Genomic DNA, 18,711 nt, shown 5'->3' with positions numbered 1-18,711 from the left:
AGATGAAATATGTTCTTGCGATCTCGGCGAGTGTATTGGCGCTGGGGAGTAGTGCGTTTGCTCAGGATTTCACACAGCCGGCGACGGCTGGCAGCGTGTCGCTGAACTCCGGTTTCACACCGGATCCACACACGGCACAGATCACGTCCGGGGGAACGATTTCGGCTTCGAATGTCGGTGGAAACTGTCGTGGCTGGATTGCCAATGCGCCGGATTATTCGGTTTCGTACAGCGCGGGCAATCTGTTCGACCTGACAATTGGTGTCGATTCCAATAGTGATACGACGCTCGTTATCAATGACCCGAACGGCAACTGGTATTGCGACGATGATGGTGGCGAAGGTCTCAACCCGCTGATTTCATTCTCCAACCCGCTGTCAGGCCGTTACGACGTCTGGGTTGGTTCCTACCAGTCCGGCGAATATGCCAGCTCGACCCTGTCGGTTTCCGAAATCGGCGAAGTGGCCGAGCACTATGACCAGCCGACCGTCTATGGCCCGGATTACAGCCTGCCGGCCCTGTATGGTTCGGTCAGCCTGAATTCCGGATTTGCGCCCGACCCCTATCGTGTGAACGTGGTGTCCGGTGGCCAGTTTGCTGCGTCGGATGTTCGTTCGGGCTGCCGCGGTTGGGTCGCGGGCCCGCCGGACTTCGAGCTCAGCTTCTCGGCGGGTTCCCTGCCGCTGATTATTTCAGCGAATTCGAGTTCCGACACGACGCTTCTGATCAATGATCCGAACGGAAACTGGCACTGTGACGACGATGGCGGCAATGCCGGCCTCAATCCGGCGCTGACCTTCCACAATGCCATGTCCGGCACATATGACATCTGGATCGGTTCGTATCGCCAGGGCGAAAACGCCAATGCGAGCCTCTCCATTTCCGAGCTCTACAGCGAATAGTTCAACTCGTCTGACAATCGGAGAGGCCGCTGCGAGCCAGCGGCCTCTTTTTTTGTGTGGCAAACCCCGGCAAGCTGTTGGCACGGAGATTGTCATGCGCATCATTCTGTCCGCTCTTGTGGTTCTTGTTGCGGCCATCCTCATCGGGGTGTTCCGGATCCTGCCCGCCCATGTCGATAACGATATGAATGGCGTACATCCTCATGCGCCGTATCAGGTATCAGCCGAAGCGCGCGCGCTTCACGACGAGCTGCGTGTCGCGGACCTGCATTCGGACATGTTGCTGTGGATGCGCAATCCGCGTCGCTGGAATAATCGTGGCCATACCGACCTTCCGCGCCTAGCCCATTCCAATGTGCGCCTTCAGGTCTTTGCCAGTGTCACCAAGACGCCCTCCGGCCAGAATTACCAGAGCAACTCAGCCGACAGCGACAACATCACCGCGCTTGCAGTGGTTCAGCGCTGGCCGGTGGATACCTGGAATTCCCTGTTTGCCCGCGCGCGTTTCCATGCCCGCCGTTTGCAGCGTATTGAGCGTGCGGGCGACGAGCTGGTGATCGGTCGGACATCAGCTGACCTGCGAGCCGCCCTGGCCAATCCAGACGGGCCGATGGTGGCGCTGCTGGCGACGGAAGGCGCGCATTCCCTGGAAGGCGAGATCGATAATCTTCAACGGCTCCATGATGAAGGTTATCGGGTGCTCGGCCTGCATCACTTCTTTGACAACGAACTGGGTGGTTCCCTGCACGGCCTTGCAGGTGACGGGCTCAGTGCCTTTGGCGAGCAGGTCGTGTTGCAAGCTGTGGACATGGGAATGGTGATCGATGTGGCCCACTCCTCGCACCAGGTTGTGCGCGATGTGCTGGGCCTGATTGATGAGCCGGTCATCGTGTCCCACACCGGTATTCACGGTCACTGTCAGACCCAGCGCAACCTGCCGGATGCGCTGATGCGGGAGATCGCCGCTGCGGGCGGTCTGATCGGGATCGGTTTCTGGGCGGATGTGACCTGTGATGACAGTCCCGCCGGTGTCGCCCGGGCGATCACGGCAGCGGTCCAGCTGGTGGGAATCGATCACGTTGCGCTGGGCTCGGACTATGACGGCGCCATCACCGCCAGTTTCGACGGCGCAGAGCTCGCTGTACTTACGCACGAGCTTTTGCGTCAGGGTTTCTCTCGTGACGAGGTCGCGCTGATCATGGGCGAGAATGCGATCCGTTTCTTCCTCGCCAATCTGCCGGAGGGTGAGGGCGAATGATCCGTCGTGCCCTGTGGCTGATTTTCGGGCTGTTGATGACGGGGCTGGCGATTGCCGGCGCGCTGTTGCCACTCTTGCCCACGACGCCATTCCTGCTGCTGGCGGCCTATGCTTTCGCGCGCAGTTCCAAACGCCTGCATGACTGGCTGCTCAACCATAGAAGTTTCGGCCCGCTGATCCGCAATTGGCGTGACTATGGCGCCATTGATCGCAATTCCAAGATCATCGCCATCGCTGTGATGATCGGGGCTTTCGCCTTGAGCTGGTTCATGGGGCTGGGCTGGTGGATCCTTCTGACCCAGGCGCTGGTGCTCACGGCGTCCGCCACTTTCATTCTCTCCCGGCCCGGCGGACCGGGAGAGAAAGGCAAGAGTCAGCGTGCTCCGTAGAGAAGCTCGGCGCTGTCGCAATGCCAGCAACTGTCGGCACCGATCGGGCTGCCCGGCGGGATGGCGGTATCACTGTCAGCAAGGTCCTCGCCTTCACCAATGCGTGCCAAACCGGTCTCGATACGCTGCGCCAACCAGTTACGATGGGCGTTGGAGCCGCGGGACAGGAAGCGTGAAAGCCCGGTCAAACGCGCCCGGCCGAGGGAAGCCACGGCTGGATTATCCGAGCTGGCCAGGGCGAGAAGGCGATCGGCATATTCGGTCTGTACGGCTTCGCGAATGGGCGTCAGGCGTGCTGCCTCACCGCGCGGGGCGTTGAAGACCGCAGCTTCCACTGTGGAGAACAGCTCGTCCGGGCCCAGCTGGTTCTCATCGCGTGCGGACTGATCCGCGATGCGCGCCACCCGCCCCGAAGACAGCATGGCATTGAGGCTGATGCGGCTGGCAGCTGCCGCTGCGTCACGGCGACTGAAAGCCGGGTAGAGGGAGGAGTTGAACAACTCCCGCGTTGCCGCCGCGTCATAGTCTGCGAACGGAGCCGGTGCCAAAAGGGCCAGCGTCTGGTCGCTGATGTCCAGGAAGCCCGGTTCCAGCGTTGCTGTCAGAGCGGCCAGTGCATCGCGCTGGTCCGCAGCGGACGCGGTGCGCAGGCCGGCTGCACCAACGGCGTTTGTCTCATAGGCAAAGTGAACGCCGCCCAGTGTCTTGGCAGCGGCTTCGGCCTGGTAACGGTGATACAGATAGATCGGCGGGAAAACACCGCGCAGCGAGCTCAGCGGCTGGTCGGCCGCCATGACCTGCTGGCCGAAACCGGCCAGGGCGGCGTTGCGCACATCGATGATCTCGCGCAGCTCGGCGACGGGGTCAGGGCCATTGTCCCAGAGATTGGCCAGAGGGTGGGCCGCATTGCTGCCACGCGCATGCAGGTCGGTGATGTAGAGAAGGCCGTTATCGCGGGCGTCTTCCAGAACGCCCTCGATCAGGTTCGCCTCGGCGGCAGGTGTCGCGGCCTGGCCATAGAGCCAGGATATCGCCGTGATATCCCACTCTCCGATATCGGTGTCATAGGCCCGGGAGACATCAAACTCACCAGCGTCACTCATGCGCACCCAGGGGGCCGGGTAATCCATCACCGAGGCCCGGTTGTTAATGCTGGCCGCGAAATTATGGGCGAGGCCGATCGTGTGGCCGATTTCGTGGGCCGAAAGCTGGCGAATGCGGGCAAGAGCCAGTTCCAGCGGATCATTGGCGCCGCCGCTTCCTGTTCCGTCAACGCCGAGCAAACCTTCAAAGATCATGCGATCCTGGCGCACGCGCTGGCTGCCCAGGATGACGTGGCCCTTGATGATCTCGCCCGTGCGCGGGTCGATGACCGAGCCGCCATAGGACCAGCCGCGTGTCTGGCGGTGGACCCACTGGATCATGTTGTAGCGTACATCGGCCGGGTGAGCGCCTTCCGGCAGGAGCTCGACACGATAGGCGTTTTCAAAACCGGCAGCCTCGAAAGCCTGGCCCCACCAGTTGCCGCCCTCGATCAGGGCCTGGCGGATGACTTCCGGGGCGCCGCGGTCAACATAATAGACAATCGGTTCCACGACCGGGCCAGACGTGGCGGAGGGATCAATACGTTCCAGGCGGTGACGCAAGGCAAATGAGCGGCGGACCGGCTCGTCCAGCGGCGCGGCCATGTCATAGACGCTGGTGATGATGCTCCCGGCGCGGTCGTCGGCCATACGGGGTGTGTAGCCCGCATCCGGCAGGGCGACGAAGGAATGGTGTATCGTCAGCGTCACCGAATTTGGCGAAGGCGCTACCGCACGGACTTCCGATCCCGGTGAGGAGGATTGCAGGGTCAGGACTGCGTCGATCTCTACGTTTTCGGGAAAGACCAGAACACTGTCGGTCAGCGGTGCACTGCGCCCGCCATCCACCGAGAAAGAACCCTGGCCGGAGCGCGACAGCGTGCGCGCCGTGCCAACCTGGTCACGTTCCAGGAAATCTGACAGGTCGATGAGAACACGACCATCGCTCTCCGCGATGATGTTGGTTTGCCAGATCACGGAGCGTGCGAAGCTCTGGCGCGTAGCGTCCGCTTCTTCCTCCCCGGCGCCCAGGGCGACATAACCCGTATTCTCGAACTCGGCGAAGACCTGGCCATTGACGCGGCTGAAACGCAGGATTTCCGAGCTGGAACCCAGTCCGCGATCGAGGCCAACAGGGTTGGAGCCGAGGCCAGAGGTCAGGCGGGCCGTGTAAATCATGCGTCCCAGCGAGCCGTCTGCCTGTGGCGTCAGCTCGACCAGCACACGACCGTTCGCAGTGTCGACATAGCTCGTCAGGAAGCCTTCGCGGGCATCAAGACCATCAACGGCTTCGGAAATGCTCTCCTGGGCGAGCGCTATCGGGCTGACGCCAAGCGTGAGAATGGCCGCCAGAGTCGTAAGTTTTTTGTACATATGGAGTTCCCCTCTTGGCGCGAACGCTAGCTGCACCACGCTACGCTGTCATCACACAAAGCGTTTAACTGAAATAATTGTATATTGGATCCAATTTCTGTAGTATGGAAAATTATGTTCCATTTCCTACGGGTTTGAATGAAGGGTGCGCATATGAGCAAGATCGGATGGCGAGGCGTATTCCCCGCGGCAACGACGCAGTTCACGGAGGACCGCTCCGTGGACATTGAGGCAACCAAGCGGGTGGTCGACAATCTGGTGCGCGATGGCGTGCACGGCATCATTGCCATGGGCACTGTCGGGGAGAACAACTCCCTGCGCGCCGGCGAGAAACGCGATGTGCTCAAGGCGATCGCCGAGGTCGTGGCCGGGCGTGTGCCGGTCATCACCGGTGTGTCCGAGCTGACGACAGAGCTGGCTGAGAACTATGCGCGCGCCGCTGAAGAGATCGGTGCAGACGGTCTCATGCTGTTGCCGGCCATGGTCTATGTGCCGACGGAAGCCGAGCTGGAGGCGCATGTACGCCGTGTGGCCGGTGCCACCCGTCTGCCGATCATGCTCTACAACAACCCGCCCGCCTATCGCGTGTCCATCTCAATCGACACGCTGCAGCGCCTGTCCGATGTCGCGAACCTGGCTGCGATCAAGGAAAGCGCGCCCGATCCCCGTCGGATCACCGATATCATCAATGCCTGCGGCGAGCGCTATACGGTGTTTGCGGGTCTGGATGATGTGGCGCTTGAAGAGTTGTTGCTGGGTGCCGAGGGCTGGGTGTCCGGTCTCACCAACGCCTTCCCGCGTGAGTCCATCGCGCTCTGGGACGCATTCGAGGCGGGTGACCTGGTCCGGGCGCGCGAAATCTATCGCTGGTTCATGCCGCTGCTGCATCTCGATGCCGATCATGATCTGGTCCAGTCGATCAAGCTGGCCGAAGCGGTTATGGGGCGTGGATCAGAGCTGGTGCGCATGCCGCGCATGGAACTGACGGGGGCGCGTCGCGCCGAGGTGATCCGAATGGTTGAAGAGGCCCGTGATACGCGCCCGGTCAGCCAGCTGGATGCCATTCCGGCCCAATAAGGACGAGCGAGGGGCCGGGCATGCGCCATACATTCCTCTGTCTGGACGGGCATACCTGCGGGAACCCCGTCCGGGTGATCACCGGTGCTGTCCCGGCCCTTGCCGGCGAGACCATGGCGGAGCGCCGCCTGGATTTTCTCGCTCACCACGACTGGATTCGCACGGCCCTCATGTTCGAACCGCGCGGTCATGACATGATGTCCGGCTCCATACTTTATCCGCCAATCAGCAAGGGGGCCGATGCGGCAATCCTGTTTGTGGAGACATCCGGCGCACTGCCCATGTGCGGGCATGGCACGATCGGCACGATCACCATGGCGCTGGAGAACGGATACATTATGCCGAAAGACCGCTCCCGCGTGGTTCTGGACGCCCCGGCCGGACTGGTGCGCGCCGAAGTGGAATGGGATGGCGATCATGTCGCCGGGGTCCGTATCTTCAACGTGCCCAGCTTCCTTGATCAGTCCGAGGCAAAACTTGAGGTCGAGGGGCTCGGCGAACTGGTTGTCGACATCTCCTATGGCGGCAATTTCTACATCATTATCGAACCCCAAAAGAACTTCCCAGGCCTTGATGAGGTGGGTGTAGACTGGCTGCTGTCGCGCAGCCTCCAGGTGCGGGCCGCTGCATCTGCCCAGCTGAATTGCCAGCATCCGGAAAGTCCGGAAATCAGCGGTTTCCACCACGTGCTCTGGGCCGACAAGCCAAGATCAGCCCAAGCTCACGCGCGCAATGCGGTGTTCTACGGTGAGCGTGCAATCGATCGTTCTCCCTGTGGCACGGGCACAAGTGCGCGCATGGCCCAGCTGGCCGCGCGTGGTGAGCTCAGGCCCGGCGATGACTTCGTGCATGAGAGTATTATCGGGTCGCTGTTTCACGGGCGGGTGGAAAGCGCGGCGCGGGTCGGCGAATTCAACGCGATCTGTCCCAGCGTTCGGGGCTGGGCTGTGCAGACGGGTGTAAACACGATTTTTGTGGATGATCGAGACCCGTTCAAGCACGGGTTTTTGGTCAGCTGATCAGGCGTCCGCCAGGACCTGGCGCTCGCGCAGGGCTGCCAGCAGGGATGAGCGCGCATCCTGTATATGTTGCTGCAGGATCGAGCGAGCTTCCTCGCCATTGCCGCTGGTGAAGGCCTGCAGCATTTGATCGTGTTCGATATTAGCCCGATCCGGTGCCGAGCGCTCCAGCGATAATTGCAGGCGCACATAGCGATCGATATTGGCATTCAGACCGTCGAGCAGGGCCAGGGAGCGCGGCCGGGCGGACGCTGTGTAGAGCGACTTGTGGAATGCCCAGTTCAAGGCGCCCCAGTGTTCTTCATCTCCGGAAGAGTAGGCGTCCTGAACCGCCTTCAGTGCAGCTCTAGCGGTGTTTTTGTCCTGCTCGGTCGCATTCTCGATTGCACGCTGGATCAGATCGGTCTCGATGGCGAGGCGTAGGTCGAACAATTCCTCGGCTTCCTCGATCGACATGGCGCTGACGACAGCGCCGCGATGCGGATGGAATTCAACAAGACCTTCGGCTTCAAGCTGACGGAAGGCCTCACGGATCGGCATGCGGCTGACGCCGTAGGCCTCGGCAAGGGCTTCCTGGCGCAGCGGCTCGCCCGCGCGCAACTCGTTTTTCAGGATACGCTCACGTAGTTTTCCCGCCAGCGTGTCCACGACGCTGGTTTTCTGGATTGGGTCGGAAAAGCTGGGAGATGACTTGGGCAAGGATAAATCCTGAAATCTGGTTTTGGTTTTGTTTCTAGTTTCCGCAGACCTACAGCACAGACGGATGTCATTCAATAAGAAGCGCTCGTAATGGCTTCCAAATCAGACGGTTGCGAGAAATTCCTGGAAATTGTGCGGTGCGTCGTATGAGGCTTGGGTGGAAATTGCTTACGCCCACGTAAACGACGAAAATAATACCTCCTATTCACCAAAGTTATCGCTACCACGGAATAATTCTCTATAAATTGTGACCGAGTCAAACTTGTGCGGTTGCGAAAATTATGCTGCGCTGCGTCAAGGCGAGTGTGGGAGGCGAGCGTTTTGCTGCGATTTGTAAACTTGGATCAGAACTACCCGAAAGCGCGCGACGCTCAGGACCGCAAGCAGGATTTCGAGGAAATCTATGCGGACTGGGCGGTGGATGCGGCGACGGGCCAGGCTTCCAGGTGTTCGCAGTGCGGCGTACCCTTCTGTCAGTCTGGTTGCCCGCTTGGCAACAACATTCCTGACTGGCTGATGCTGGCGGGCAATGACCGCTTGCACGACGCCTACCTGGCCTCCTCGGCGACCTCGACCATGCCGGAGATTTGTGGCCGGATCTGTCCCCAGGATCGGTTGTGCGAAGGCAGCTGTGTGATCGAGCAGTCCGGGCATGGTGCCGTGACAATCGGCAGTGTCGAGAAATTCATCACCGATACCGCCTGGCAGGAAGGCTGGATCGAGCCGATTAAGCCGGGTGTGCCAACAGGGGCCAGCATTGGCATCATCGGATCCGGTCCGGCGGGTCTGGCGGCCGCCGAGCGCCTGCGTGAAGCCGGGCACGCGGTTACCGTTTACGAACGCAGCGACCGCGCGGGCGGATTGCTGATGTACGGCATTCCGGGCTTCAAGCTCGAGAAGAGTGTCGTCGAGCGCCGCCTCAAACGCCTGGAAGAGGGAGGGGTCGAATTCCGCCTCAACTGCGATGTCGGCCAGGACGTGCCCTTCGCTGACCTGCGGGTCCGGCACAGCGCTGTCCTGATCTCGACCGGCGTGTATGCCGCGCGCAAGCTGACCTGTCCGGGCGCTGGCGAACAGCTTGTTCCAGCACTGGACTATCTCACGCGTTCCAATCGCGATGATCTGGGTGATGCCATTGACGAGGCAGGCCGCCTGGACGCGAAGGGCAAGCGCGTTGTGGTCGTTGGAGGCGGTGATACGGCGATGGATTGTGTGCGCACCGCGATCCGACAGGGGGCGAAAAGCGTGACCTGCCTGTATCGCCGCGACAAGGCCAACATGCCCGGTTCGGCCCGTGAAGTCCGCAATGCCGAGGAAGAGGGTGTCACCTTCGAATGGCTCGCCAATCCGATCGCGATCAATGATCACGGCGATGGTGTTCAGACGGTACGGGTTCAGCGCATGCGGCTGGGAGCAGCCGATGCGACGGGCCGCCGATCACCTGAAGCGGTTGAAGGCGATGTGTTTGACCTCGACGCGGATCTGGTTGTTGCTGCCTTGGGCTTTGAAGCTGAAGACCTCCCCAAGGCTTTTGCCAATGCTGATCTGGCGCGCGACCGCTGGGGCAATGTCGCGGCTGATCGCGATACCCGTATGACCAGCCTTGAGGGGGTATTTGTGGCCGGCGATATCTATCGCGGTGCGTCCCTTGTGGTCTGGGCGATCAAGGACGGGCTCGACGCTGCTCAATCCATTCAGGCCTATCTCGACAACCGCCAGGCCGTATTGGGAGCTGCCGAATGACCCGTTCTGTCAAAGATCAGCTGCATCGGCTCCAGAGCACCGGCCTGCACCATCCTGAACATGAAAAAGATGCCTGTGGTGTCGGCCTTATCGCGGACGTCAACGGCAAACCACGTCGCGAGATCGTCGAGCTGGGTATAGCGGCGCTCAAGGCAGTCTGGCACCGCGGTGCTGTGGACGCTGATGGTTTGACCGGGGATGGTGCCGGCTTGCGTGTCGGTGTTCCCCAGGCGTTTTTCAAGAACGAGGTCGCTCGCACGGGCCACGAGCCGGAAGCCGGGGACGTTATCGTCGGCATGGTCTTCCTGCCGCGTACAGATTTCGCCGCCCGCGAGCGCGCCAGGGCCATCATCGAGGCGGAAATCCTGCGCGAAGGCCTCGCCTTTTATGGTTGGCGCCAGCCGCCTATCGACACTTCGGTCCTGGGTGAGAAAGCCCGTGCGACCCTGCCGGAGATCGAACAGGTCCTGTTTCGGGATCCGGTCGACCGGCATCCGGAAACCTTGTCTCGCTGCCTGTATCTCATACGCCGCCGTATCGAACGCCGGGCGCGAGAGGAAAATCTGCGCGAGCTCTATGTCTGTTCGCTCTCGCCCAAGGACATCATCTACAAGGGCCTGTTCCGGGCCCAGGATATCGATGCTTTCTATCTCGACCTCCGGGATCCGGAATTCGTCTCGCCCTTCGCGATCTTCCATCAGCGTTATTCCACCAATACCTTTCCGGAATGGCGCCTGGCGCAGCCCTTCCGCATGCTCGCGCATAATGGCGAGATCAACACGATCCGCGGCAATACCAACTGGATGCGATCGCACGAGCGTCACATCGCGGAAAAGGCCTTCCTGTCCGAGACGGATGATGTTCTGCCGGTGATCCAGCCCGGGGCGTCGGATTCGGCAGCGCTGGACCAGACGTTTGAGGTTCTGGTGCGGGCCGGCCGCACGGCGCCAATGGCCAAAACGCTGTTGATCCCTGAGGCCTGGTCCAAGCGGACCGATGTCATGCCGGAGAGCTGGCAGGCGTTGTACGGCTATTGCAATGCGGTGATGGAGCCCTGGGACGGGCCCGCGGCGATCGCCGCGTTTGATGGTCGCTGGGCCGTGGCAGGGCTGGACCGCAATGGCCTGCGCCCGATGCGTTATTCGCTGACCCATGATGGTATGCTGATCGTTGGCTCCGAGACGGGGATGGCACCCGTTGATGCGGAACGTATCGCCGAACGGGGTTCCGTCACCCCTGGGCGTCTGATTGCCCTGGATCTGGTCGAGGGACGCTTTTACCGCGAGCCGGAAATTCTGGACGAGCTGGCGAGCTCAGGCCCCTATCAGCGCTGGCTGGAGAGCGTCGAGGATATCGAACCGGTGGTCGGGCCGGGTGCCGAACCTGAACTGTTCAACGCGCAAGAGCGCCGGTCCCGCCAGGCCGCCGCCGGATTTTCTTTCGAGTCAATCGAGCTGGTGCTCAAGGAAATGGCGAAAGCCGGCAAGGAGGCTGTCGGTTCGATGGGGGATGATACGGCGCTCGCCGTACTGTCGGATCGCTATCGTCCGCTCAGCCACTTCTTCCGCCAGACCTTCTCCCAGGTCACCAACCCGCCCATCGACCCCTTGCGGGAAGGCCGGGTGATGGGGTTGAAGACGCGTTTCCGCAATCTGGGCAATATTCTCGGTTTCGGAGAGCGCCAGTACAATGTGCTGGTTCTTGAAAGTCCAATCCTGACCAATGGCGCCTTTGACCGTCTGCGCACGCATCTTGGCCGCACGGTGCACGAGATCGACTGTACCTTCCCGGCAAAGACTGCGGCCGGTGACGGCCAGGCTATGCGCGATGCGCTGGCCTCGGTGATGGAACAGGCCGGTGAAGCCATTCGCGGTGGTGCGGGCCATCTTGTCCTCTCCGACATGGCGCAGGACGAAACCCGCCTGCCATTACCGATGATCTTGGTGGCGGGCGCTGTGCACGCGCATCTGACCAAGCAGGGCCTGCGCAATGCCTGTTCGATCAATGTGCGCACGGCCGAGTGTTTCGACGGCCATTACGCAGCTGTTCTGATCGGTCTGGGCGCGACGACCGTGAACCCATATCTCGCCTTTTCCACCGTGACCGCAGATCGTCCGGCCGTGGGCGGTGATGAATGGGCACGGGACCGCGCGCGTCATCTCAAGGAGGCGCTCGACGGTGCCCTTCTGAAAATCCTCTCCAAAATGGGGATTTCCATCATTTCCTCCTATCGCGGCGGCTGTAATTTCGAGGTGCTGGGTCTCTCACGCGCGCTGGTGGAAGCCTATCTGCCGGGCGTGGTCAGCCGGATTTCCGGTATTGGACTGCCGGGGCTGGAGGCGATCGCGGTCGATCTGCACGAACGCGCCTGGGCCAAACACGAAGCCCTGCCCGTGGGCGGTTTCTATACCCGCCGGTCCAGCGGCGAGCGCCATGCCCTTTCCGGCCAGGCTATCTCGGCCCTTCAGAAGGCTGTGCGCTATGAGGATCGTGATGCGTGGGCTGAATACCGCAAGGCGCTGGCAAGTGAAGGTCCGACGCAATTGCGCGACCTTCTGGAAATGCGCGCGCTGGGCCCCGAGGTGAGCCTGGAACGGGTCGAGAGTGTCAACGGTATCCGCAAGCGTTTCGTCACGCCGGGCATGTCGTTGGGAGCGCTTTCCCCGGAAGCCCATGCCGCACTGAATGTCGCCATGAACCGGATTGGTGCCAAGTCTGTCTCCGGCGAGGGTGGCGAGGACCCGGCGCGTTATGTCGCCCTGCCCAATGGAGACAATATGAATTCCGCGGTCAAACAGGTCGCCTCCGGGCGATTTGGGGTGACTGCGGAATATCTCAATCAGTGCCGCGAAATCGAGATCAAGGTCGCGCAGGGCGCCAAACCCGGTGAGGGCGGCCAGCTGCCCGGTTTCAAGGTCACTGACTTCATCGCCCGCATGCGCCTGTCGACGCCAGGCGTGTCGTTGATCTCGCCGCCGCCGCACCACGATATCTATTCCATCGAGGACCTTGCCCAGCTGATCTATGATCTCAAGCAGATCAATCCGGAAGCTCGAGTGGGCGTAAAGCTGGTTGCCTCTTCGGGCGTCGGTGCCGTTGCGGCGGGTGTTGCCAAGGCCAACGCCGATATAATCAATATATCCGGCTCGATCGGCGGTACGGGTGCTGCGGCACTGTCCTCGATCAAGTTTGCCGGCGGTCCGCTGGAGCTGGGCCTGGCGGAAGCGCATCAGATGCTCTCCCTCAACGGCCTGCGTGACCGTGTGACCCTGCGCGCTGACGGTGGTATCCGCACCGGCCGAGATATCGTCATCGCCGCCATGCTTGGAGCGGAGGAATTCGGGATTGGTACAGCGGCGCTGCTGGCTCTGGGCTGTCTGATGGTGCGCCAATGCCATTCCAATACCTGTCCCGTGGGTGTGTGTACCCAGGATGATGATCTGCGCGCCCGTTTCGGCGGGGCGCCGGATCATGTGGTCAATCTGATGACCTATCTGGCCGAGGATGTGCGCGAGATCCTGTCGGGACTGGGCGCCCAGTCCCTGGAGGATGTTATCGGCCGTTCCGACCTGCTCGACCAGGTCTCGCGCGGTTCCGAAGCGCTCGATGATCTTGATCTCAGCGCCATCATGATCCGTGCAGACGCGGCGGATCGCCCGGCCCGCTCGACCCGCAAACAGCGCAATGAAGTCGCGCCCAGCCTGGATGAACAGATCATCGAGGACGCCCAGCCGGTGTTCGAGCGCGGTGAGAAGATGCAGCTGGACTATGTGGTCCGCAATACCGATCGCGCGGTCGGCACCAAGACCTCCTCGCGCATTGTCCGAACCTTCGGCCCGGACGGGCTGGAAGACGGCAAGCTGACACTGAAGCTCCAGGGCTCTGCGGGGCAGTCACTGGGGGCCTTTGCGGCAAAGGGCCTGCGGATCAGTCTTTCCGGAGATGCCAATGACTATGTCGGCAAGGGCCTGTCCGGTGGCGAGGTCATCATCCGCCCGTATGAGGACCGTGGCGCGCATGACGTCATCATCGGCAATACCTGTCTTTATGGTGCGACCTCCGGCCGCCTCTTTGCTGCCGGCAAGGCGGGCCAGCGTTTTGCCGTTCGGAACTCCGGTGCGGAAACCGTGGTCGAGGGTTGTGGAACCAATGGGTGTGAATACATGACGGGCGGCGCGGCCGTGATCCTGGGGCCGGTCGGGGATAATTTTGCGGCTGGCATGACCGGGGGCGATGTCTTCCTCTACGACCCGGACAAGCGCCTGGAATCCCGACTGAATCGCGAAACCGTTGTCGAGCTGCCCCTGGACACCGGGGCCGAGCGCCGCTGCCGCCGGCTGATCGAGACCCATCTCGATCTCACCGGTTCACGGGTGGCTGCACGCATCCTGTCCAGCTGGACGGCCGAGAGGGCCCACTGGGTGCATTTGCGCGGCCGGGAAGTCGTCGCCCGCGAAGCCACGCAGACCGGTGACGGGCCGGATGCCCGCTCTGCCTGATGCTTAAACTTCATATTGCGCCGCAGCGAACCCATTGGCGGTTTGCTGCGATAGGCGTATGAGGACAGGCAAATAGCTTCTCTGCTGGGAAATAAAGAAAATGCGCCTCGATAAAATTGCCGCTGGCATCAATCCGCCCGAAGACATCAATGTCATCATCGAAGTTCCGGTTGGCGGCCAGCCGGTCAAATACGAGATGGACAAGGACAGCGGCACCGTTTTTGTAGACCGCTTCCTGCACACGCCGATGCGCTATCCGTGCAATTACGGCTTCATGCCGCACACCCTGTCTGATGATGGCGATCCGATCGATGTCATGGTGCTTGGCCAGACGACCCTGGTTCCGGGCTGTGTCGTTCGCGCCCGTCCGATTGGCGTCCTCTTGATGGAAGACGAGAGCGGTCTGGACGAAAAGATCCTGGCCGCTCCGCACCAGAAGATCTCTTCCATGTATGACGAGGTGCTCGACTACACCGATGTCCAGAAGACGCTGATCGCCCGCATCGGTCACTTCTTCGAGCACTACAAGGATCTCGAGCCGAACAAATGGGTGAAGGTCCAGGGCTGGGAAGGTGCCGAGAAGGCCCGCCAGCTGATCCAGGAATCGATCGAGCGTGCCCAGAAATAGGTAGCGCAGATCCTTTTGGACAAGGCCCGCTGACCCCGGTCAGCGGGCTTTTTCGTGGCTGGCCATCACATCACGGCAAAGCCGGTCCACGCGCTTGAGCCGGGGTGGGAATTCGGTGTGCGCGGCTTTATCCACGTCATCCCTGCGAAGGCAGGGACCCAGTTCATAAGGCCGGGTCCTGCTCCAGAAAGCGCCTGTCCGTGAAACACCCAAACCTTCGAACTGGGCCCTGATCGTCATCAGGGTGACGGTGTTTGAATGCTTATCCTCCCCCCCCCCCGGGGGGGGGCGAAGGGACGGAGGGGCCGGAGCGCGTAGCGCGAAGGTGCTGTGATCACAGGCGTTCCCACACCGCCTTCGTTCTCAGTTTCGGCGACCCCAAGCCCCCGCTCGCGGCAAAGATATCCCCCACCTGTGCCAATGCACCATAATCGCCTGTGACTTCCGGGATGAGAGGCGCAGGCCTACGTCATCTGTGCCTGGCGGTTTGCGGAGCCTGTCCGCCCCTTGTCGGTGACGCGGCGAGGGTCCGGCAGGGCGGCATGGTAGGTCAAACGGCACTAAACGCCCGACCGGGATACCGCCATGTTTGGAAACGGGGGCGAGAGCGTCCGGGAAAACTCCGCGTGCGGGAGACTTGTCGCGCCACTCACACAAATATCAAATTTCGGCCCGTCCGGCCTCCCGCATGCCTCTCATAACTCCACGCCAGAAGGTCGTGGAGCCACACCCGTTCTCACATGCATATTCGCAATTCCGGTTTGCGCTAACATTTTTGCGTCAAACGGCGTCCCGCTCTGTTGCGGTGCAATGAAATGGCGCTAGTCTGGGGACTTCTCGAAAAAGGTGCGCCCGATGAGCCAGACCGCTGTCCTCTTTGAAAACATCCATCCGGTCGCTGACAAGCCGCTTCTGTCAGCCTCGCTGACGATTGAGCGTCATGGCGCCGCGCTTCCGGTTGCTGATCTGCATTCGGCTCTGGGCGGGGCAATCGTGGCGGGCATCCGCTCGCGCACCAAGATGAATGCTGATGCCTTTGCCGCAGCGCCCAGCTTGCTGGCCCTGGGCTGTTTCTGCATCGGCACCAACCAGGTCGATCTGGATGCAGCGGCGGGGCGGGGCATCCCGGTGTTCAATGGGCCGTTTGGCAATACCCGGTCCGTTGCGGAGCTGACCCTGGCCTCGGTGATCATGCTGATGCGCGGCGTGCCGCACCGATCCGAAGCTGCCAAGCGAGGTGAGTGGCGCAAGAATGCCGAACACTCCCACGAGGTGCGAGGCAAGAAGCTCGGCATTATCGGCTACGGCAATATCGGTTCCCAGCTCTCCGTCCTCGCCTCGGGTCTGGGCATGCATGTCTATTTCCACGATGTTGAGCCCAAGCTTGCGCACGGTAATGCACGATCGGTGGGATCTCTGGACGAATTGCTGGAGATTTCAGACGTCGTCACCATTCATGTCCCTTCCACGCCCCAGACCAAGGGCATGATGGGTGCTGAACAATTCGCCCGCATGAAGGCCGGCGCGCATTTCATCAACCAGGCGCGTGGCGACCTCGTTGATGTCGATGCGCTGGCCGCAGCCCTGGAGAGCGGCCACATCCGCGGTACGGCCGTGGACGTTTTTCCCAAGGAGCCGGCCTCCAAGGACGAGGCGTTTGTGTCTCCCCTGCAGAAATTCGAGAACGTCATTCTGACCCCGCATGTCGGCGGTTCCACCCTGGAGGCCCAGGCCGCCATCGGGGATGATGTGGCACTCAAGCTGGCGCGTTTCGTCAGCCAGGGCACGACCAAGGGCGCGGTTAATGTGCCCGAGCTTGATCCCGGTCCGCTCAGGCGGGGCGTTCGCCGTATCCTCAGCTTCCACGAGAACGCGCCGGGTTTCCTGTCGCGCTTCAACGATGCGGTCAGCGCGTCCGGCGCGAACATCGCCGCCCAGCGCCTGCAGACCATGGGACAGCTGGGTTATGCGACCGCTGATCTTGAAGGCGATCTTCCGGCGGGGTTCGTGGATCACATTGCGGCGCTGGACGGATCCATCGCGACCCGGCTCATCGAAGGCTGATTATCGCAGGGCCCTGGCGAGGGCGTCGACCGTGCGGACATATTCCGCGCCGGAATGCTCTGCCGCGGCCAGTACGACTTCGCGCTGGGCGATGGCGCCAAAACCGATGAAACGGTCTGCAGCACCCCCTTCATAGGCCTCGAAATCGGTCATGCCGTCGCCGACCATGATCACCTGTTCGAACTGCCCACCGATCAGGTTCAGCACATCCGTCTTGCCGCCATTGCGCGACAGGGGGATGTCGACATCCAGCCCGGTCACCCGGTCACCGTCGAAACTGAAACGGTTGGCGTGAACATGCGCCGGGCCAAAACCGAGATCGCCCAGGACCGGTTCGAGCAGGTCGACAAAACCACCGGAAATCGCGTGCAGCTCATCGCCGTCATCCCGCAGGGCTTTCAGCAGCGGTTTGAAACCCGGCGTGATCTGGCGACGCAGGGTCTCGGCGATATCCCCGACGAGATCGCGCGAAAGGTCGGCAATGCCGATCCGCGTAAGCAGGCTGTCGCGCAGGGCGAGCGTGCCGGTCATGCCGGCCTGGGTCAGCTCATGCAGTCGAGCTTGCGCCGCGTCCCGGTCCGGATGCGATTGAAGGGCGTGTTCCACGGCCAGGTCGAGCGATTCCACACGCAGAAGGGTGGAATCGACATCAAAGGCGATCAGGCGATTCAATCCGGGCTCCCAACAGGCTAAGCCCAAGACAAGCCTGCTTTATCCCGGCGGGCAAGTGAAACCTGCCATGCCTAATTATCTATTCCGTAGCGGGCGCGGGAGATGCGCTGATAGGGACGCCATGTCTCGCCATTATCCGCCGTCATGTCGATCTGGAATACATTGGAATTCGGGCCGTCAATCCGGGTGGTCAGGCGGAAGGGCAGGGATGTGCCATCAGGGTTCTCGAAACTGGTTCCGGAACGCAGATTGGTGAGGGCCAGCGCTCCGTTCTCGTTCCACTCGCCCTCATAGATATCCATATTGCCCCAGGTGTCATCCATGGCGGCGAGGCGGTAGAGGTCGCGGTTCTGGTCGTACTGGATGGTGGATTCCAGGCGGAAGGGATTGACCGGGTGTTCAGCCGGATCCTCGCGCAGGGCAAGTCCGCCGAGCATGTAGCGGATCTCCACCATTTCCTCGCCGGCGGTTTCCCATCCGCCATCGGGCTGCATGATTTCGATCGTTGCCACCCAGCTGCCGGCCAGCGATGCCAGTCGCGACATCTCTTCGCGCGCTTCCGCGCCGGGCGCAGGCGTGACCTGGATGGTGTTGAGTGTGGTGGCCAGAGCAAGGGCAAGCAACATGACAAAACTCCGTTTCAGAACCGCAGCTTGTTCTAGCGTTCGGGCCGAGTGGCCGACCAGATCCGCTCATCCCTCCGCTGCCGATTTTCATCCCATTCCGCCGCCAGGCTGGATAAGCTGAGCCGGGAACTGACTCTGATGGCGATTTCGCTGCGTTTAGCTGAGCGAGACGGCTTGTGATTTGCCACTTAGCCGATATAGTCCGCGCCTCTTGCGGTGAGGTGGCCGAGTGGTCGAAGGCGCACGCCTGGAACGCGTGTAGGCGGTGTCCCCGTCTCGTGGGTTCGAATCCCACCCTCACCGCCACTCTTTTCCCTGAAATCACAATGCGTGCCCGAGGCAGTGTCAGAGGAACTTCGGCTTGAGAGTGGAGCGCCAGTTTCCTAGCGTCGCGCGATGCGTAATCCGTTCAAATATTTCAAGACTTCGCCTGAGATCATCCGCTTGGCCGTGATGATGTATGTCCGTTTTCCGCTGTCGCTGCGCAACGTTGAAGATCTGCTGCACGAACGAGGCATCGATATCACTCATGAATCAGTGAGATTTTGGTGGAACCGCTTCGGTCCACTCTTCGCGAAGGAGATCCGAAAACGGCGCGTGCAGAGCACGAACTATTCGAACTGGGCGTGGCATCTGGATGAGGTTTTCGTAAAGATAAACGGAGAGCTTCATTACCTCT

At 61.4% G+C, this 18,711-nt stretch carries 13 protein-coding genes, 1 tRNA gene and 1 pseudogene; 11 read left to right on the top strand and 4 right to left on the bottom strand.

Translation table 11 applies throughout. From position 1 onward, the window contains the following. Positions 1–2 precede the first annotated feature (2 nt). The 3 genes from JJ889_RS00075 (at position 3) to JJ889_RS00065 (ending at position 2,549) form a co-directional block, all read left to right on the top strand. A complete protein-coding gene (locus tag JJ889_RS00075) occupies positions 3–902 on the top strand; it encodes a hypothetical protein (protein ID WP_291890712.1) in 900 nt (299 codons plus the stop codon). Positions 903–996: 94 nt separating this feature from the next. Beyond that, positions 997–2,160 carry a membrane dipeptidase gene (locus JJ889_RS00070; RefSeq protein WP_291890711.1) on the top strand — a complete coding sequence of 388 codons (1,164 nt, stop codon included), beginning with the start codon at positions 997–999 and terminating at the stop codon, positions 2,158–2,160. Beyond that, positions 2,157–2,549: a YbaN family protein gene (locus tag JJ889_RS00065; protein WP_291890710.1), complete on the top strand. Its 393-nt coding sequence runs from the start codon at positions 2,157–2,159 to the stop codon at positions 2,547–2,549. Before JJ889_RS00070 ends, JJ889_RS00065 begins: the two co-directional genes overlap by 4 nt. Here the strand turns inward: JJ889_RS00065 and JJ889_RS00060 are convergent. Further along, complete coding sequence (locus tag JJ889_RS00060) at positions 2,534–5,005, bottom strand: zinc-dependent metalloprotease (protein ID WP_291890709.1); 2,472 nt, start codon at positions 5,003–5,005, stop codon at positions 2,534–2,536. The two genes, JJ889_RS00065 and JJ889_RS00060, sit on opposite strands and share 16 nt — an antisense overlap. A 153-nt stretch (positions 5,006–5,158) precedes the next feature. Here JJ889_RS00060 and JJ889_RS00055 point away from each other — a divergent pair, with 153 nt between their 5' ends. Further along, complete coding sequence (locus tag JJ889_RS00055) at positions 5,159–6,082, top strand: dihydrodipicolinate synthase family protein (RefSeq protein ID WP_291890708.1); 924 nt, start codon at positions 5,159–5,161, stop codon at positions 6,080–6,082. A gap of 20 nt (positions 6,083–6,102) precedes the next feature. Further along, entirely contained in the window at positions 6,103–7,101 is a 999-nt protein-coding gene (locus JJ889_RS00050) for a 4-hydroxyproline epimerase (protein ID WP_291890707.1), read from the top strand. Here JJ889_RS00050 and JJ889_RS00045 read toward each other — a convergent pair whose 3' ends face one another. Further along, a complete protein-coding gene (locus JJ889_RS00045; RefSeq protein ID WP_291890706.1) occupies positions 7,102–7,800 on the bottom strand; it encodes a GntR family transcriptional regulator in 699 nt (232 codons plus the stop codon). It lies immediately after the preceding gene. Between the two features lie 321 nt (positions 7,801–8,121). On the opposite strand from JJ889_RS00045, the gene JJ889_RS00040 reads away from it, so the two are divergent. The 4 genes from JJ889_RS00040 (at position 8,122) to serA (ending at position 16,734) form a co-directional block, all read left to right on the top strand. Further along, positions 8,122–9,543, top strand: coding sequence for an NAD(P)-dependent oxidoreductase (locus tag JJ889_RS00040; RefSeq protein WP_291890705.1), 1,422 nt, complete (start codon positions 8,122–8,124; stop codon positions 9,541–9,543). Beyond that, the gene (gltB, locus tag JJ889_RS00035; protein ID WP_291890704.1) at positions 9,540–14,042 is read left to right on the top strand and encodes a glutamate synthase large subunit; all 4,503 of its coding nucleotides are present in this window, start codon (positions 9,540–9,542) and stop codon (positions 14,040–14,042) included. Before JJ889_RS00040 ends, gltB begins: the two co-directional genes overlap by 4 nt. A 100-nt stretch (positions 14,043–14,142) precedes the next feature. Then, positions 14,143–14,670, top strand: a complete 528-nt coding sequence (gene ppa, locus JJ889_RS00030) for an inorganic diphosphatase (protein ID WP_291890703.1) — start codon at positions 14,143–14,145, stop codon at positions 14,668–14,670. 855 nt (positions 14,671–15,525) lie between these two features. After that, positions 15,526–16,734 carry a phosphoglycerate dehydrogenase gene (gene serA / locus JJ889_RS00025; protein WP_291890702.1) on the top strand — a complete coding sequence of 403 codons (1,209 nt, stop codon included), beginning with the start codon at positions 15,526–15,528 and terminating at the stop codon, positions 16,732–16,734. On the opposite strand, the gene JJ889_RS00020 is transcribed toward serA, so the two are convergent. Together JJ889_RS00020 and JJ889_RS00015 are read right to left on the bottom strand one after the other, a co-directional pair. After that, positions 16,735–17,406: an HAD-IB family phosphatase gene (locus JJ889_RS00020; protein ID WP_291890701.1), complete on the bottom strand. Its 672-nt coding sequence runs from the start codon at positions 17,404–17,406 to the stop codon at positions 16,735–16,737. It lies immediately after the preceding gene. Positions 17,407–17,477: 71 nt separating this feature from the next. Next, entirely contained in the window at positions 17,478–18,032 is a 555-nt protein-coding gene (locus JJ889_RS00015; RefSeq protein ID WP_291890700.1) for a DUF1579 family protein, read from the bottom strand. Between the two features lie 215 nt (positions 18,033–18,247). Here JJ889_RS00015 and JJ889_RS00010 point away from each other — a divergent pair. Then, positions 18,248–18,338: transfer RNA gene (locus JJ889_RS00010), tRNA-Ser, on the top strand. A gap of 90 nt (positions 18,339–18,428) precedes the next feature. Continuing rightward, positions 18,429–18,711, top strand: a pseudogene (locus JJ889_RS00005) (IS6 family transposase); the annotation flags it as partial.

The sequence above is a fragment of the Maricaulis sp. genome, from assembly GCF_017643475.1.
Lineage (GTDB): Bacteria > Pseudomonadota > Alphaproteobacteria > Caulobacterales > Maricaulaceae > Maricaulis.
Note: the sequence above shows the minus strand (reverse complement) of the source record. Positions and strands in the feature narration are given on the sequence as shown.

Coding starts and splice junctions, on each gene's coding strand:
- JJ889_RS00075 (WP_291890712.1), top strand. CDS start 3: ATGAAATATGTTCTTGCGATCTCGGCGAGTGTATTGGCGCTGGGGAGT.
- JJ889_RS00070 (WP_291890711.1), top strand. CDS start 997: ATGCGCATCATTCTGTCCGCTCTTGTGGTTCTTGTTGCGGCCATCCTC.
- JJ889_RS00065 (WP_291890710.1), top strand. CDS start 2,157: ATGATCCGTCGTGCCCTGTGGCTGATTTTCGGGCTGTTGATGACGGGG.
- JJ889_RS00060 (WP_291890709.1), bottom strand. CDS start 5,005: ATGTACAAAAAACTTACGACTCTGGCGGCCATTCTCACGCTTGGCGTC.
- JJ889_RS00055 (WP_291890708.1), top strand. CDS start 5,159: ATGAGCAAGATCGGATGGCGAGGCGTATTCCCCGCGGCAACGACGCAG.
- JJ889_RS00050 (WP_291890707.1), top strand. CDS start 6,103: ATGCGCCATACATTCCTCTGTCTGGACGGGCATACCTGCGGGAACCCC.
- gltB (WP_291890704.1), top strand. CDS start 9,540: ATGACCCGTTCTGTCAAAGATCAGCTGCATCGGCTCCAGAGCACCGGC.
- ppa (WP_291890703.1), top strand. CDS start 14,143: ATGCGCCTCGATAAAATTGCCGCTGGCATCAATCCGCCCGAAGACATC.
- serA (WP_291890702.1), top strand. CDS start 15,526: ATGAGCCAGACCGCTGTCCTCTTTGAAAACATCCATCCGGTCGCTGAC.
- JJ889_RS00015 (WP_291890700.1), bottom strand. CDS start 18,032: ATGTTGCTTGCCCTTGCTCTGGCCACCACACTCAACACCATCCAGGTC.